The 16935-nt window shown below is 59.8% G+C and carries 13 protein-coding genes, 1 other RNA gene and 1 pseudogene; all 15 read left to right on the top strand.

From position 1 onward, the window contains the following. Positions 1 to 24: 24 nt before the first annotated feature. Entirely contained in the window at positions 25 to 423 is a 399-nt protein-coding gene (locus JW799_RS09115; protein ID WP_205429476.1) for a response regulator, read from the top strand. A 123-nt stretch (positions 424 to 546) separates the two neighbouring features. After that, the gene (gene fba, locus JW799_RS09120) at positions 547 to 1401 is read left to right on the top strand and encodes a class II fructose-1,6-bisphosphate aldolase (RefSeq protein WP_080831918.1); all 855 of its coding nucleotides are present in this window, start codon (positions 547 to 549) and stop codon (positions 1399 to 1401) included. Positions 1402 to 1575: 174 nt separating this feature from the next. Further along, positions 1576 to 2826: a UDP-N-acetylglucosamine 1-carboxyvinyltransferase gene (locus JW799_RS09125; RefSeq protein WP_080831917.1), complete on the top strand. Its 1251-nt coding sequence runs from the start codon at positions 1576 to 1578 to the stop codon at positions 2824 to 2826. A gap of 63 nt (positions 2827 to 2889) precedes the next feature. Next, positions 2890 to 4206, top strand: a pseudogene (gene rho / locus JW799_RS09130) (transcription termination factor Rho); the annotation flags it as partial. 999 nt (positions 4207 to 5205) lie between these two features. Then, positions 5206 to 6456 (top strand): radical SAM family protein, encoded by a 1251-nt coding sequence (locus JW799_RS09135; RefSeq protein ID WP_080831916.1) that lies wholly within the window; start codon positions 5206 to 5208, stop codon positions 6454 to 6456. 147 nt (positions 6457 to 6603) lie between these two features. Further along, positions 6604 to 6801, top strand: coding sequence for a 50S ribosomal protein L31 (gene rpmE, locus JW799_RS09140; RefSeq protein ID WP_080831915.1), 198 nt, complete (start codon positions 6604 to 6606; stop codon positions 6799 to 6801). Between the two features lie 58 nt (positions 6802 to 6859). After that, positions 6860 to 7264 carry a hypothetical protein gene (locus tag JW799_RS09145; RefSeq protein ID WP_080831914.1) on the top strand — a complete coding sequence of 135 codons (405 nt, stop codon included), beginning with the start codon at positions 6860 to 6862 and terminating at the stop codon, positions 7262 to 7264. Positions 7265 to 7345: 81 nt separating this feature from the next. Beyond that, positions 7346 to 7610: signal recognition particle sRNA large type (gene ffs, locus JW799_RS09150), an RNA gene on the top strand. A 155-nt stretch (positions 7611 to 7765) separates the two neighbouring features. Continuing rightward, positions 7766 to 8932 carry a two-component system sensor histidine kinase NtrB gene (locus JW799_RS09155; protein WP_080831913.1) on the top strand — a complete coding sequence of 389 codons (1167 nt, stop codon included), beginning with the start codon at positions 7766 to 7768 and terminating at the stop codon, positions 8930 to 8932. An 86-nt stretch (positions 8933 to 9018) separates the two neighbouring features. Then, entirely contained in the window at positions 9019 to 10842 is a 1824-nt protein-coding gene (dnaX, locus tag JW799_RS09160; RefSeq protein ID WP_205429477.1) for a DNA polymerase III subunit gamma/tau, read from the top strand. 15 nt (positions 10843 to 10857) lie between these two features. Continuing rightward, on the top strand, positions 10858 to 11169 hold the full coding sequence (locus tag JW799_RS09165; RefSeq protein WP_080831911.1) for a YbaB/EbfC family nucleoid-associated protein: 312 nt from the start codon (positions 10858 to 10860) through the stop codon (positions 11167 to 11169). Further along, on the top strand, positions 11169 to 11768 hold the full coding sequence (recR, locus tag JW799_RS09170) for a recombination mediator RecR (RefSeq protein WP_080831910.1): 600 nt from the start codon (positions 11169 to 11171) through the stop codon (positions 11766 to 11768). The genes JW799_RS09165 and recR overlap by 1 nt, the downstream gene beginning before the upstream one ends. A gap of 161 nt (positions 11769 to 11929) precedes the next feature. Further along, entirely contained in the window at positions 11930 to 13609 is a 1680-nt protein-coding gene (locus JW799_RS09175) for a diguanylate cyclase (protein WP_205429478.1), read from the top strand. A 27-nt stretch (positions 13610 to 13636) separates the two neighbouring features. Continuing rightward, positions 13637 to 14005: a response regulator gene (locus tag JW799_RS09180; RefSeq protein ID WP_080831908.1), complete on the top strand. Its 369-nt coding sequence runs from the start codon at positions 13637 to 13639 to the stop codon at positions 14003 to 14005. Then, on the top strand, positions 13995 to 16856 hold the full coding sequence (locus JW799_RS09185; RefSeq protein WP_205429479.1) for an ATP-binding protein: 2862 nt from the start codon (positions 13995 to 13997) through the stop codon (positions 16854 to 16856). The genes JW799_RS09180 and JW799_RS09185 overlap by 11 nt, the downstream gene beginning before the upstream one ends. Positions 16857 to 16935 lie beyond the last annotated feature (79 nt).

Here is a 16935-nt window from a genome sequence, read left to right on the forward strand (position 1 = left end):
TCAGAAGCGGAGGCGATGAAAACGATGACAAGGAAGAAACTGCTGATCGTTGACGACCAGGTCGGCATTCGGATTTTGCTTCTGGAAGTGTTTAGCACGGAAGGATATGAGACGTTTCAAGCCGCAAACGGTCGTGCCGCGCTGGAAATCGTACGTCTGCATGCGCCGGATCTCGTTTTGCTCGATATGAAAATTCCGGGCATGGACGGCCTGGAGATTTTGAAGAAAATAAAGGAAATGAACCGCGACATCAAAGTGATCATGATGACCGCGTACGGCGAGCTCGACATGATCAAGGAGGCGACCGAACTGGGCGCTCTGATGCATTTTACGAAGCCGTTCGATATCGACGAGCTGCGGGTTGCCGTCAATTTGCAACTGTCCGAGGAAGGGCCTTCTCCACGGTTCGCGACCGCTACATGAACGGATTCTCATCTCGAAGCGGCTGCCGACCCGTTTACTATACCAAGACTATTTGTGGTATAATAGCGCAGTATGAAGGTCGCGTGCAGAGCGGACCATTTAAGGAGCAGGAGGAATACCATTATGCCATTGGTTTCAATGAATGAGTTTTTGCCGAAGGCCAAAGCGAACCGTTTCGCCGTAGGCCAGTTCAACATGAACAACCTGGAGTTCGCGCAAGCGATCACGGAAGCGGCAATGGAAGAAAAATCCCCCTTTATTTTCGGCGTCAGCGAAGGCGCCCTGAAATATATGGGGATCGAATACACGGTGGCGATCGCGGAAGCCGCCGCCAAGAAATCGGGCCTGCCGATCGCGCTTCACCTTGACCACGGCAGCAGCTTCGACGTGGCGATGCAATGTATCCGCGCCGGCTTCTCTTCCGTCATGTTCGATGGTTCCCACCATCCGTACGAAGAGAACATCAAGCTGACGAAAGAAATCGTCAAAGCGGCGCACGCTATGGGCGTATCGGTCGAAGGCGAGCTCGGAACGATCGGCGGCGTCGAGGACGACATCAGCGTCGACGAGGCGGATGCGGCACTGGCGAAACCGGAAGAAGCGATTCGTTTCTACGAAGAAACGGGCGTCGACGCGCTGGCGATCGCCGTCGGCACGGCGCACGGCATGTACAAGGGCGAAGTGAAAATTCACTATGATATCATCGAAGCCGTCACTTCCAAAATCCCGGTCCCGATCGTTCTTCACGGCGGCTCCGGCGTTCCGGACGATCTCATTCGCCAAGCGATCCAATACGGCGTAGGCAAAATCAACGTCAACACCGAAAACCAAGTCGCCTGCACGAAGGTCATTCGCGAAGTGCTCGGCAAAGACGAAAAAATCATCGACCCCCGCAAGTATCTCACGCCTGCCCGCACGGCGATGAAAGAAGTCGTCAAAGAAAAAATCCGTCTGTTCGGCAGCAGCAACCAGGCCTAAGGCCGATTTCAGCCTGCGGCGCGGACCGAATCGTCGGACATGCCTCCAGGTGCGGTACTATCTTCAGATCAACGGGAAAACGTCGCGCGGCGTTTTCCCTTTCCTTCATTGTTTGTATTGGAGCCGCATTCGGCTTCGGTGCATGGAGCAGCATACTAGGAGGACCATGCATTCATGGAGAAATTGATGATACGCGGAGGCCGACCGCTGAAAGGCACGGTTAGCATCAGCGGCGCCAAGAACAGCGCGATCGCGCTTCTTCCCGCCGCCATATTGGCGGAGTCCGAAGTGCGCCTTGACAATCTTCCGCATCTCAGCGATGTGAATATTTATATCGAATTGCTGCAGGAGCTCGGAGCGAAAGTAACCTGGACGAGCGATATGATGCGCATCGATCCGTCCGATCTGAAATCGGTTCCGATGCCGAACGGACAGGTAAAGATGCTTCGGGCCTCGTATTATTTGATGGGAGCGCTGCTCGGCCGCTTCGGCGAAGCCACGATCGGCTTGCCGGGAGGCTGCAACTTCGAGCCCCGTCCCATCGACCAGCATATCAAAGGATTTGAAGCGCTGGGGGCCGTCGTAACCAACGAACATGGCGCCGTCCGCATTCGAGCCAAAGAACTCCGCGGGGCGAAAATATATTTGGACGTCGTGAGTGTCGGCGCTACCATCAACATCATGCTGGCCGCTTCCCGGGCCAAGGGCTCGACGGTGATCGAGAACGCGGCCAAGGAGCCGGAAATCATCGACGTCGCGACGCTGCTGAACGCCATGGGCGCCAAAATCAAAGGCGCCGGCACCGAAACGATTCGGATCGAAGGCGTCGACAGCCTGCATGGCTGCCGTCATTCGATCATCCCCGACCGCATCCAAGCGGGAACGTACATGATCGCCGCCGCCGCCACGCGCGGAGATGTCCTTATCGATAACATCATTCCCAAGCATCTTGAAGCTTTGACGGCGAAGCTGCAGGAGATGGGCGTTCGCGTCCAGGAGATGGACGAAGCCATCCGGGTCGTCGGACAGCCGAAATACGAGGCCATCGACGTGAAGGCGCTCGTATACCCCGGGTTCGCGACCGACTTGCAATCGCCGATGACGAGCCTGCTTACGCAAGCGAGCGGCGTGAGCATTTTGTCCGATTACGTGTACAGCAACCGTTTCAAGCATGTTCCCGAGCTTATGAGAATGGGCGCCCAGATTCGCGTCGAAGGCCGTTCCGCCATCATCGAGGGCGGCAAGCTGAACGCGGCCAAAGTCCGGGCGGCCGATTTGCGGGCGGGAGCCGCGCTCGTAATCGCGGCGTTGACGGTTGACGAGGGCGTTTCGGAAATCACGGGAGTGGAGTACATCGACCGGGGCTATGAAAACCTTGTTCAACTTTTCAGTAATTTGGGCGCCGAAATTTGGCGCGAAGGCTGATCCCCGGCACCCGGGGATCGCCGATATTCGGATCGCAAAGAGGGGATATTATTGACCGATTTCATGATGGCGGATTTGGAAAACCAAAGTTTGCCCCAGCTTTACAAGCTGGCCAAGTACCACCAGATCGCCAATTACAATCAAATGAGAAAAAACGAGCTGATCATCGCGATCCTGCGGGCGCAGGCGGAGCGAAGCGGCAATCTGTTCATGGAGGGCGTGCTTGAAGTTCTGCCCGAAGGATACGGATTTTTGCGGCCGATCAATTACTTGCCCAGTGCGGAGGACATTTACATTTCGGCTTCGCAAATTCGCAAATTCGATTTGCGAACGGGAGATCTCGTATCCGGCAAATGCCGCGCCCCGAAGGAGAGCGAACGCTACTTCGGCTTGCTGCAGGTCAACGCCGTCAACGGAGAATCCCCCGAGACCGCAGCGGAACGCCTCCATTTTCCCGCTTTAACCCCACTTTTCCCTAACAAGAAACTCGTTCTCGAAACGGCACCCAATCGTCTTTCCACCCGAATCATGGATTTCCTGGCGCCTGTCGGCCTCGGCCAGCGCGGCCTGATCGTGGCGCCTCCGAAAGCCGGCAAGACGCTGCTGCTCAAGGAAATCGCCAACAGCGTTTCGATCAGCCGGCCGGACATCGATCTGTTCGTGCTGCTGATCGACGAGCGGCCGGAAGAAGTGACGGATATGCAGCGTTCCGTAAGGGGCGAAGTCGTCGCGTCGACGTTCGACGAGGTGCCGGAACATCATATTAAAGTGGCGGAACTCGTGCTGGAGCGGGCTTTGCGGCTTGTCGAGCACAAGCGCGACGTCGTCATTTTGCTGGACAGCATTACGCGTCTTGCGCGCGCCTACAACCTAGTCATTCCGCCGTCGGGACGCACGTTGTCCGGCGGTATCGATCCGGCGGCGTTTCATCGTCCGAAGCGGTTTTTCGGAGCGGCCCGAAACGTCGAGGAAGGCGGCAGCCTGACGATTTTGGCGACCGCGCTCATCGATACCGGCTCGCGCATGGACGACATCATTTACGAAGAGTTCAAGGGCACGGGCAACATGGAGCTGCACCTGGACCGCAAGCTGGCGGAAAGACGGATTTTTCCGGCGCTTGATATCCGCCGTTCGGGGACGCGGCGCGAGGATTTGCTGCTGACGCCGGATGAGCTGGACAAAGCGTGGGCCGTTCGGAAAAACATGAACGACTCTCCGGAGTTCGTCGATCAATTTTTGCGCAAGTTCGCCCAGTCGAAAACGAACGAGGAATTTTTGGCGTCGCTGGACGTCGGGGGCAGCTCGTCGCGTCCGGGAAGCTCCGGCGGCGGTGGCGGCGGCTCGAACGGCGGTAACGGCACGCCGGGCGGCGGCTCCGGCTACCCGTCGTCGTCCGCCGGCGGTTCGGCCTCCTCGGCCTCGATGAGGCCGCAAAACGGCAGAACGATGCAGCAGACCCGCAACGGGTATTCGACGTCCAGCCGGCCGTACGGCTCGAGCCCATCTTCGTCCGCGCGGCCTTCCGGCCAAGGCGCGGGAGGCTCCGCCCAGGGCGCCCGGCTGACGACGGGGGCGTCCAACCGTCCGCTCGGCGCGTATCACGCGGGGCCGCCGAATCCGGCGCCGGCTTCGAACGGCGCTTCGGCTTCCCCGGCGCCGCAAGCGACGTCCGGCGCGGCGAGAACGGCTTCGCCGGCGCAGCCGACTCCGGCGGCGACAACGCCGATGGCGGCTTCGGCTGCGCCGACGGCTGCCGGCACGGCTGCGGCGGCAAGCTCGGCCGAGCGGGCCGCGCCGGCTCCGGGCACGGAGCCGTCCGCCGCTCCGCGGGCGGCCGCAGCGCCCGAGCCGGCCGTTCCGGCAGCGCCGGCGGCCACAGCGGCGGCCCGCGCCGAAGCCGCGGCCGAACCGGCCGGGCAAGCCGGCCGCTCCGCGGCAGACGACGCCGACCAAGCGCCGGCGGCTGCCGGCACGGGCCGGGCCCCGAAGGCCGCGTCCGGCCGCTCGACGACGACGCGCGCCGGAACGCGCGCGAAGGCGTCCGCCGCCGCGAAAGCGGAACCGACGGCGGCCGAATCGTCCGGCGAGCCCGCGTCTTCCGCCGCAGCCGAACCGGCCGCTGAAGCGGCGAGCGCCGCGACCAAGGCAAAAGCCGAGACGGCGTCCGCCAAAACGGCGGAAAAGACAACCGCCAAAAAGGCTTCCTCCCGCACCCGTTCCGCCAAAGCCGAACCGGCCGCGGAAGCGAACGCGGCGGAGCCGGCCAACGCGTCCGAACCTGCGGAGACGAAGCCCGCCAAAAGAACGACTTCCACGACCCGCCGTTCCGCCAAGAGCACGACGAAGGAATAACGGGACGTATTGAAAGAAGGTACGAACATGCAACTGGTTTACGCAGACGAACAGGGCCAGGTGTACGATCATCCCGAGCTGCTCGGGATCGCCCGCAGCGGCGACCGCCTCGTCGAGCTGTTCGACGAGGAGCTCATTCCGCTGCCTCCCGGCGCGACGCTTGTCGGCTTGCCGTACACCCGGGCGGTCGGCATGAATCCGCGCACGGGCGAGATGGTCGCAATGGCTCCGGGCTGCCAGGCGGTCGGCGCGCTGCTGCCGCAAGGCTATACCCGCTATTACGTGCCGGGCTACACGAAAACGGACAAAGAGCAGCTTCTGCCCTTGTTCGGCTACACCGCCGTCGTCTGGAAGGACGGGGAGTTTTACGTGGCCGCCGGCCAAACGGACGATCCCGAGCCCTGGAATCCGGAAAATTGCGACCGCCGCGAGCTGGAGCTGAAGGTGGACCGGCTGCTTTCCGCCTACCCGGAAAACCGGCTCTATCAGCACCTGTCCCACTGCGCGCTCGAATACGAATGCCTGACGGCTTCCAATACGTTTTTGCAGCGGCTGGAGGGAGCGGTTCCCGTGTCGTTCGCCTGCAACGCCGGCTGCTTCGGCTGCATTTCCGAGCAGCCGGACGACAGCGGCTTTCCCGCCCCCCAAACGCGGCTGCAATTCAAGCCGACGACGGATGAGGTCGTCGACATCATGCTGGAGCACCTGAAAGCGCCGAACGCGATCATCAGCTTCGGCCAAGGCTGCGAAGGCGAGCCGTCGACACAGGCGAAGACGATCGTCGAAGCGATCAAGCGCGTGCGCGCTCAGACGTCGAACGGTTATATCAACATCAACACGAATGCGGGACTGACCGATCATTTGCGGGCGATTACCGACGCCGGGCTCGACCTGATGCGGGTCAGCACGATCAGCGCGCTCGACGAGCACTACAACGCGTACTACAAGCCCCGCGGCTATACGCTGGCCAACGTCGAAAAGTCGCTGCGCTACGCCGCCGACAAGGGCGTTTACACGTCGATCAACTACCTCGTGTTCCCCGGGGTGACGGACCGGGAAGAAGAGATCGAGGCGATGATCGAATTCGTCCGGCGCACCGGCTTGAAGCTCATTCAGATGCGCAACCTCAACATCGATCCGGACGCCTATCTGTCGCTCATCCCGAAAGCGCGGGGCGAAGTTTACGGGATGAAGACGCTGCTCGACATTTTTCGCGAGGAGCTGCCGGGCGTGGTCGTCGGTTCGTACACGCACGTCCCGCCGGCGGGCGTCCGCTGACGGAGCCCGTCCCGGCTCGCGCCGGGTTTGCCGGGACTCGCCCGGCAAACATTTTCTTGTTTTTAACCGCCCAAGGTGGTATACTTCGCTTGTCTGTCTATTACTCTGGACCCGCACTGCGGTTCAGGGCGGAAAGAGGTGAACGTCTTGAAGCAAAGCATCCATCCGCAATATCATGTGACGACCGCTACCTGCGCTTGCGGGAATACGTTCGAGACCGGTTCCATCCGGCCGAATCTGCGCGTCGAAATATGCTCGGCATGCCACCCGTTCTTTACGGGCAAACAGAAGTTTGTCGATGCCGGCGGTCGTGTTGACAAATTCAAGAAAAAATACGGACTGTAAGAAACTCCGTATAGTCTCATACCTCCCTATGCATCCTACGCATAAGGGAGGTTTTTTCATGCGACAACATAAAGCGATGACGATATGGCTGGCCGCCGCGGCCCTTTCCGCGTGTCTCGTCCTGACCGGCTGCGCCAACCGGGGAACCGGGAACACTTCGATCGAGCCGCAGAGCTATGCCGAAGACGGGTATATGGGAAGAACGAGTTCGTATCCGAAAATTCCGGGCCGGCACATGGCGCTGGGCTACAAAAACGATGCCAATTTGATGCGGGACGCGATCCGCAACGTGCCGGGCGTGGCGGGGTCGAACATTACGTTCAACGGGGCCGACGCTTACGTTACGATCAAGCTGGCGCCCGGTCTGCAGCAGCGCGAGGTGGCGACGGTGGAGCGGCAGGCGGCGTCCGTCTTGCGGTTCAATTTTCCCCGCTATAATGTGCACGTTCAATCGGCGAGATAATCGTCCGTTCCAAGCTCCGTCTGACAGGGAATCGTTCCCTCAGGTTGCGCTTGAGGACGGAAACCGTTATACTAAGTGATGCCGTGCTAGACGGGGAGGTAGCGGTGCCCTGTAACTCGCAATCCGCTGTAGCGAGGTTGAATTCCTGTTTGAGGTGTGGTTACGCAGTTCCGACATGTCGCTTGTCGCGTTGATCCCGGAGTCCTCCGCAAGGGACGCCCATGAACCCGGTCAGGTCCGGAAGGAAGCAGCCGTAAGTGGTCACGTTCTTGTGTTGGAGGGTCGCTTCGGGGGAGCGGCGGCGGCATGTACGGCTGGATGGCCATGATCGAGGACAGGTGCACGGTCCTAATCGACACAACCGAATCTTTCTCCGTTTGGAGATGACACAACACCTTGGCGTAGGCATGTACTGCGCGGGGTGTTTTTTTATTTCGCTTGCGGTAGCCGGGAAGGACGCCTTTAGGCGACATTAGACCAGCGGTAAGGTGGTGGCGAACGATGGTGAATTCGGGCTTGAACGGCGATTCGGCGCATCGGGATCCGGCGGCATCGGGACGGGATATTTACATTTACAAATTTGCGGAACGGATTTTGGAGGACGACCATACCGGCGTCGTTTTGTGCGATTCCGGGTTTCGCATTTTGGAAATCAGCCCGATGGTCTGTTCCGTGTTCGGGGGGGAACGCAAGGGCATTATCGGGCAAAGCGTCTGGACCTGGCTGGCGGGCCTCCCGTCGCTCGCGCCCGCGTTTTGGGCGGATCTGCTCGAGGGCCGTTCCTTCCGCAATCGGAGATTTACATGGGGAAACGGAGAAGGGCGCCGGGAGCTGACGCTGGAAGGAGGGACCCTCCGGGACGGCGGGGCCGCGATCGGAAGCTATCTGCTTTTCCAGGACGTGACGCATTTGATGCAGCTCGAAGAGCAGGTGCGCCGCTCCGATCGCTTGAAGATGATCGGACAAGTCGCGGCCGGCACCGCGCACGAAATCCGCAACCCCCTGACGGCCATCAAGGGCTTCATGCAATTGCTGGGCAAGGCGCTTGCCGAACGGGATATGAATCGGGAGCTGGAGTATGTCGGCATCGTGCTGTCCGAGCTGGATCGCGTCAATTCGCTCGTAAACGAATTTTTGCTGCTCAGCAAGCCGAAGGAAGTGCGCCTCGTTCCCGTCTATCTGGGCGCGCTGTTCGGAGAAATGCTGCCCATGCTGCACAGCGACGCGATTTTGTACGACGTGAATTTAAATTACGAGCCGGCGGACAATCTGCCGCCCGTTTATGCGGATAAAGAAATGCTCAAGCAGGTGTTTTTGAATTTGGGCAAAAACGCGATCGAAGCGATGGGCACCGGGGGGACGCTGGTCATAAAGGAAAGAGGCCCTCTTCCGGGCGGCAGGGAAGTGTCGGTGGAAATCCGGGACAACGGGCCGGGGATCGCGGAAGAGCTGCTCGAGCGCGTGTTCGACCCGTTTTTTACGACGAAAGAACAGGGCACCGGCCTGGGCTTGTCCATCTGCCAGCGCATCGTGCACGAGCTCGGAGGGAGAATCGGCGTGAAGTCGGGCCCCGGGGGGACGACGTTCACGGTTTCGCTGCCGATGGCCGCTTTTGCCAGAGGCAAGAAGGTATCCGGCGGTGGAGCGCTTCCGTTTCATGATGTATAATGGTTGAAACGCCAATAAGCCCGGCAGCTCTACATAGACGGTTGTCGAACCGTCGCCGGGCTTCTTGCTGACGGGAGCGACGAGAAATGGCCCACATTGCGCTGTACCGGGCCTGGCGTCCGCAGACGTTTCAGGACATGGTCGGGCAACAGCATATCGTACAAACACTGCAAAACGCGATTCGGGAAGACCGCCTGTCTCATGCCTATTTATTCAGCGGCCCGCGGGGAACCGGCAAGACGAGCGCCGCCCGGTTGCTCGCCAAAGCGATCAACTGCGAGCGGGGTCCCGCGGCCGAGCCGTGCAACGAGTGCGAAACGTGCCGCAGGATTTCGTCGGGGGCGGTCATGGACGTAGTCGAAATCGACGCCGCGTCCAACCGGGGCGTCGAGGAAATCCGCGATATCCGCGACAAGGTGAAGTACGCGCCTACGGAAGTGCGCCGCAAAGTGTACATTATCGACGAAGTCCACATGCTCACGACCGAGGCGTTCAACGCGCTGCTCAAGACGTTGGAGGAGCCGCCGGGCCACGTCATGTTCATGCTGGCGACGACGGAGCCCCACCGGCTCCCGGCAACGATCATTTCGCGCTGCCAGCGCTTCGAGTTCCGGAGAGTGTCGCTTGCCGAGCAGCAGGAGCGGCTGGCCGAAATTTGCCGGAAGGAAGGCATCGAAGCGGACGACGACGCGCTTGCCCACATTTGCCGCCTGTCGGACGGGGGCATGCGGGATGCGCTGAGCCTGCTGGATCAGATTTCATCGTTTACGGAAGGCAGGATAACGCTTCGCGACGCGGTCGAGGCGACCGGAGGGCTTCCCTCCGAACAGTTCGCCCGGCTTGCCGCCGCGGTGCGGGACGGCGACGCCGCCGGCGTGCTGACGGAAATCGACGAGATGATGCGCGCCGGCAAAAGCGCCGACAAATGCCTCGAGCAGCTGATGCATTATTTCCGCGACATGCTGCTTTCGGTCATCGCGCCCGATGCGGCGGCTTCCTCGGGGAAAGTGGCCGATCCGGGCGAACTGAGGAAGATGGCGGAGGGCTTTTCGCGGGAACGGCTTTTTTCGATCATCGATTTGCTGAACCGTTATCAATCGGAAATGAAGTACGCCGCGCACCCGCAAACGATGTTCGAGATCGCGCTGCTCAAGCTTTGCTCCCTTTCCGAAGGCGGCGCCGCTCGGCCGCCGGTCGCTCCGGCGCCGGCGCAAGGAAACGCCGCCGAAGGGCAGCAGGCGCCGGCCGAGCTGGCGCGGCTGCAGCAGCAGGTGGCCGGCCTGGAGCGCCGGCTGGACGAGCTGCTTCGCGGCGGCGGCGTTTCCGGCTCCGCGGGGGGCGCGCGTTCCGCGGGCGCCGGGGACGGAGGCCGCCGGAGCGGCAGCCTCGGCATCGGCGCCGGCCGCGCGGGCGCGGGAGCTCCCGGCGGCGCGGCGGGAGCGGGGGCGGCCAAGCCGCAGCGCAAGCGCATCCGGCTGGAGCCGTACATCGCGGCGGCCGGCGCGCCGGAAACGCTGCAGGCGCTGGGCAAGTGGCCGCAAGTGCTCCAGCGGGTCAAAGAAGAACGCGTCACCGTACATGCATGGCTGGTCGACGGAGAGCCCGTATCTTATACTGAGGATACGGTGCTGGTCGCCTTTCGCAATTCGATCCACCGGGAGACGACGGAGAAGCCCGCCAACCGGCAGGTGATCGAAAGCGTACTGACCGCCGTGTTCGGACGGCCGACGGAGCTGGCGACCATGCTGCAGAAGGAATGGCAGGAAGCATTGGCTGCGGCGGGAACGCAAGGTTCCGGCGAAGCCGCGCCCGAGGAGCTGACGCTGGAGCCGGAAGACGGGGGAGAGCCGCTCGTCGAGGAAGCGCTCAAGCTGTTCGGCGACCAGCTGGTAGTCATCAAAGACGATTGAGGAGGAGTTAGAACGATGAACAATATGAACCAAATGATGAAGCAAGTGAAAAAGATGCAAGAGCAAATGATGAAAGCCCAGGAGGAGCTCGGCACGAAAACGGTCGAGGGCACCGCGGGCGGCGGAGTCGTTTCGGTCACCGTCAACGGCCATAAAAAAGTATTGAACATCGAGATCAAGCCGGAAGCGGTCGATCCCGACGACGTCGAAATGCTGCAGGACCTCGTGTTGACGGCGGTTAACGACGCGCTGGCGAAGGCCGATGAGCTGGCCAACGCCGACATGGGCAAGTTTACCGGCGGCATGAAAATTCCAGGCTTGTTTTAATGTACTATCCCGAACCGATCGCCAAGCTTATCGATGCCTTCTCCCGCCTGCCGGGCATCGGCCCCAAAACGGCCGCCCGGCTGGCTTTTCACGTCCTTCGGATGAAGGAAGAGGAGGCCATCGACTTTGCCAAAGCGCTTGTCAACGTCAAGCGCCAGCTGACGTATTGCTCGATTTGCTGCAATATTACCGATACCGACCCGTGCCGGATTTGTTCGGACAAAACGCGAGACGCTTCGGTCATCTGCGTCGTTCAGGAGCCCAAGGATCTCGTCGCGATGGAACGGACGAAGGAGTTCGGCGGGTTCTATCATGTGCTGCACGGCGCGATTTCGCCGATGGACGGCGTCGGCCCCGACGATATCCGGATCGCGGAGCTGCTCAGGCGCTTAAGCGACGAGCGGGTGCAGGAGCTGATCCTGGCGACGAATCCGAATATCGAGGGCGAGGCGACGGCAATGTATTTGTCCCGCCTCGTGAAGCCGTTCGGCATTAAGGTGACGCGCATCGCGCACGGGCTGCCGGTCGGGGGCGACCTGGAATACGCCGACGAAGTCACCTTGTCCAAAGCGCTCGAAGGACGACGCGAGTTGAGCTAGCGTCCGGGCGGACATCATCGAGAAGCAATGCGATGCGGGCTGATCAAAGCGCCGAATCGGCATTGCTTTTTTGTTTTTTCCTCGTCTTCCCCTCCTTTCGGATCAGTACCAGCTACTAGTCAAAAAGGCAGATTGTGCCCGATGATATAATGACGTTAAGCATGAACGAACGAACGAACGGCTGCAGGCAGCATGAGAACTTCCCGGGGGCGTTATTGTTGCAAAAATATCAGGAATCCTTGCTTCAAAGCATTCATCGTCAAATCGAGTCGTGGCTCGAATCGGAGACGGCGATCGCGAGCGAAGACCTTCATCGCTTTCTCCATTCCGTCAAAGGGACGGCGGGAACGATCGCCATGAACGAGTTGTCGGAAACGGCCGGACGCCTGTGGGACGAAGCGGCGGCGGGCAAAGGGCATTGGAAAGCCGAGGAGCTGCGCTCTTTTTTGTATCCGCTTATGAAGATCGCCTACGAGTTCAATTACGGCATGGAGCCGTTTTCGGACGCTTTTTTCCTGAAGGAAAAAGATATCCCGCTGGAGCAGCCCCTCATTCTTGTCTTGGACGATGACGTCACGCTCCTGCGGTACTTGAAGGACGAGCTCGAACGGAGGCATTATTTTGTCGTCGCCACCGTCAGCCCGGACCAGGCCATTCGCTACTTCCACGACCTGGCTCCGGATTGCTTCATTCTCGATTTGCTCATTCCGGAGAAGAACGGGTTCGAAGTGATGGAGACGCTCCAGGGCTGCTTTCGCCTCAAATTCGTCCCGACGACGGTCATCAGCATCGACCGGGCGAAAGAGACGAGATTGAAAGCGTTTCGGTTCGGGGCCGACGATTTTTTGGAAAAGCCGATCGATATGGACGATTTGCTGGCCAGACTGGAACGACAGCTGCGGCGCAAACGGCATTTGGACCGGCTGCTTTTCGTGGACGAGCTGACCGGGGCCTACAACCGGAAATATTTGTCGGACGCTTACCGGCGGGTCTGTTTGGAAAAAAACCGGTCCTCCTCCAATTTCTCGCTCGCGGTCATCGACCTGGATCACTTCAAAAAAGTCAACGACCGGTTCGGCCATCTTGTCGGCGACAGAGTGCTTGCCGGCTTTTCGGAATTCGTTCGGTCCAACATCCGGTCGTTCGATTCCCTCATTCGTTTCGGAGGAGAGGAGTTTGTTCTGCTGCTGCCGCATACCGCCGAGTCCGAGGCGGTAAAGCTGGTGGATCGGCTGCGCGACGGATTCGCCAAGCTGGATTTCGGGCTGCGCAAGGAGCTTGCCGGGATGACCTTTTCCGCCGGAGTGGCGGAAATCGCCGATGCCGATCCCGAGCTGTTCGACCGATGGCTCGAAGCGGCGGATTTCGCCTTGTACCAGGCCAAGGAACGGGGGCGAAACCGCACCGAAGTCTGGAGCGCCGATGCTTTCGCGTCCTGGGACAACCGCAAGCTCCATATTGCGGTCGTCGACGACGACGCCATCATCCGTTCTTTGCTGATCGAGTTTTTGAAGGAATCGTTAGGCAAGGAAGTCCAGATCGACGCGAAGGCATTTCGGGACGGAAATGCGTTTCTGGAGGATCCGCGCCACGCCGACAAGCTCCCTTATTTGGTCGTTCTCGACGGGATGATGCCCGGCATGGACGGGCTGGAGGTGCTTAAGCGAATCCGTTCCCGGCCGGAATCCGACCAATATTCGGTCATCATGCTGACCGGAAGGTCCGGGGAGGAAGATGTCGCGCGGGCGCTTCGGCTCGGGGCGGACGATTATTTGACGAAACCGTTCCGGATGAAAGAGCTGGAAACGAGAATCCGGCGGCTGATCGACCGAATTCGATGAACTCTATTCAAAAGGCAGGGATTCAAGTTGGCTAAACTGCTGCTCGCCGAAGACGAAGCGGTGCTGCGCATGCTCATCTGCGACACGCTTGAGGACGACGGCCACGAAATCGATGTCGCTTGCGACGGGGAGGAGGCGCTGGACAAAATCAGGCGGTCGGAGTACGACCTTGTGATTCTCGATTACATGATGCCGAAATACTCGGGGCTGGATGTCATCCGCCAAGTGAGACAATGGCCGGAACGGAAGAACGTCAAAATTTTGATGCTGTCGGCCAAAAGCCAGAACGCGGACCGGGAGCGCACCTCGGCCGCCGGAGCGAACGATTTTATGTCCAAGCCGTTCAGTCCCCTGGAGCTTTCCCGCAAAATCGGGGAGATGCTGCATGAGGCATAAGGCGCAAATTTTTCGCAAAAGCATTACCTGGCGGCTGGTAGGCATGATGGTTTTGCTGATGACGCTGTTTTTCGGCGGGCTGGCGTTCATGAGCTGGGACGAGAACCGGAGCATGAACGAGTTCCAGAACGAGGCCGACCGGCTGGCCGTTCAGCAAAGGCTCGTATCCGAGCTGGCGCAGCATATCAATGGCATTTTGTATAACTCGAGAGGATATTTCGTTAACCTGAACGTACGGGATTACTCGAAAATTTATGCCGGAAAGGAAGGCCTGGAGGAAACCCTTGCGGCATTCGGGCAGCTGCGGCTGGAGCCGGAGGTCCGCCGGTGGGTGGAGTCCGCCGACGCTTTTTTCCGCAGCTATTTCGATGTCATATTGCCGCAAGCGCTCGAGCTTTCCAGCGAGAACGATTACGAATCCCTTCGGGAATTGACCGGCCAAACGCTCGATTCCGAAGCCGGCAATCTCATTTCGGAGTCGTTCGCGGTGCAGCAGAAAAACCAGGCCGACCTGGAACAGGCGCAAGCCATGCTCGACCGGCATCTTGCGGGGCAGTTTCCGCGGCTGGCCCTCTACTCGGCGGCGCTGCTCCTTATCGCCTTTTTGGTCGTGTTCAAAACCGCGAAGGACATCAGCCGGCCGATCAGCAAGCTTTCGGCGACCGCGAACCGCTTCTACGTCGGCAGTCTGGAAAAGTTCCCGTACACGTCGCGCTCCGACGAAATCGGGGGCTTGGCCAGATCGCTGGAAACGATGACGCAGCAGATCCAGTCCAAGGAGGAGGAGCTTCTCGCCCAAAACGAGGAGCTTCAGGCGCAGCAGGACGAACTGCAGATGCAGCAGGAGGAGCTGACCGAAGCGCTGTTCCGGATGGAGGATAACGAAAAGTATTTGAAAAAGCGCAACCGGCTCGTGCAGTCGCTCGCCATCACGCTTAACCGGGATGAAATGCTGCGCAGCATCGTTCGCCATATGGCCGAAATTTTGGAAGCGGACAAAGGGATCATCGTCCTGCTCGGCGCAAACCGGGATTACGCGTCGTTCGGCCTTTCGGACGAGGAGGCGGAACGGTTTTTGCGAGCTTGCGACGAAGGGCATCTCGCCCGCCTGCTGGAGACGAAGCTTCCTTATCACGTCCAGCGCACGGCCTCGCTCGGGGAAAGAGGGTATCATTCGGAAACGATGCAGGCGAGCGATTTGTATATTCCGATCCTGGACGGAGACGGAGCGGTCGTCGCCTGCATCGTGCTGACCCGGTCCGGCAAAACGTTCACGGTGAAAGAAACCGACGAGGCGGAAGGGTTCGCCATCCAGATTTCGCTGTCGCTCGATAAGCTGAACATGTACGAGCATGCGGAAAATCAGAGACGGCTGACGCAAAATATGCTGGACACGATTCAGGAAGCGATTCAAATGCTGGACGGGGACGGCGCGACGATCCAGGTCAATTCGAATTGGTTCCAGATGTTCGGCGTGGAGGCGCGGCCGGAATTCGAAATGGATCTGGAGGCTTTTTACGAACTCGTCAAACCGCTTGTCAAGCACCCGGAACCGCTCATCCGCTTTATCGACGGCATCGTGCGGAACCGGGACGATAAGGAGCTCGACCTCCTTTACGAAATGACGTCCCCGGTCCGCCGGTATATTCATATGTATTTCGAACCCCTTTATCAGGGCCGAAAACGTCTCGGGGCCTTGCTCGTTCATCGGGACGTGACCAGGGAATACGAAGCCGACCAGCTCAAATCGGAGTTTGTCAGCACGGTCAGCCACGAGCTCAGAACCCCGCTGGCGAGCGTGCTCGGATTCGCGGAACTGCTTCTTCACAAGCAGCTTGCGCCGGAAAGGCAGAAGAAGTACATCCATACCATTCATCAGGAAGCGAACCGCCTGACGGCGCTTATCAACGATTTTCTGGATTTGCAGCGAATGGAATCGGGGAAAATGGCCTACGAATTCAGGACGCTGTCCTTGGCGAAGTTGATCGGCGAAACGATCGACCTGCATAAAATCAATGCGCCGCGCCACCGTTTCGTCTTCGAAGATTTGTCCGGCGGGGCGAAGGTGAAGGCGGACGAGGGCAAGCTCAAGCAAGTGCTGATGAACATTATCGGCAATGCGGTAAAATATTCGCCGGAGGGCGGAACGATCGCCGTTTCGGCCGCGGCGGCGGACGACTTTCTGCGCGTGGAAATCGCCGACGAAGGACTCGGCATTCCGGAAGAAGCGCTGCCGATGCTGTTTCAAAAATTTTATCGCGTAGACAATACCGATCGCCGGGAAATCGGGGGCACGGGGCTTGGCCTTGCCATCGTGAAAGAAATAATGGCCATCCACGGCGGGGATGTGCAGGTCGCGTCGGAATACGGGCGCGGCAGCACGTTTACGCTGCTGCTGCCGATTGCGGGCGGCGGGCCAGCGGCGGGATATTCGGCGGAGAATTCGGAAAAAACGGCCTCGGTCTATATTGCGGAGGACGACGAAAATTTGTCCGTGCTGCTTTCCGAGGAGCTGACGGGCAACGGGTACGCCGTGACGACCTTCGCGAGCGGGGAGGAAGCCATTGCGGCGATGGAAATTTCGCCTCCCGATGCGCTTGTGTTGGACCTGATGTTCAAAAGCGGGATTGGCGGCCTGGAGGTCATCGAACGGATGAAGCGGGACGATCGCCTGAAAGACGTGCCGATTCTGATCTCCAGCGCGTTCGAAGAAGAAGCCCGGGCGGCGGAACTGGGGGCGAAAGGCTACCTGGTCAAGCCGTACCGGCCGAACAAGCTTTCGGAGGAGCTGATGAGGCTGCTCGAGTCCGAACGGGGAAACGGCCACATTTGGCTGCCCGATCGGGAATGAACGCAACGAAACGAAACGGCAAAACGGAGCTCCGCGTTCGCGCAGGCGCCGAATTGCCGTTTTGCTTTTTTATTGGAGA

It is taken from the genome of Cohnella algarum, from assembly GCF_016937515.1.
Lineage (GTDB): Bacteria > Bacillota > Bacilli > Paenibacillales > Paenibacillaceae > Cohnella > Cohnella algarum.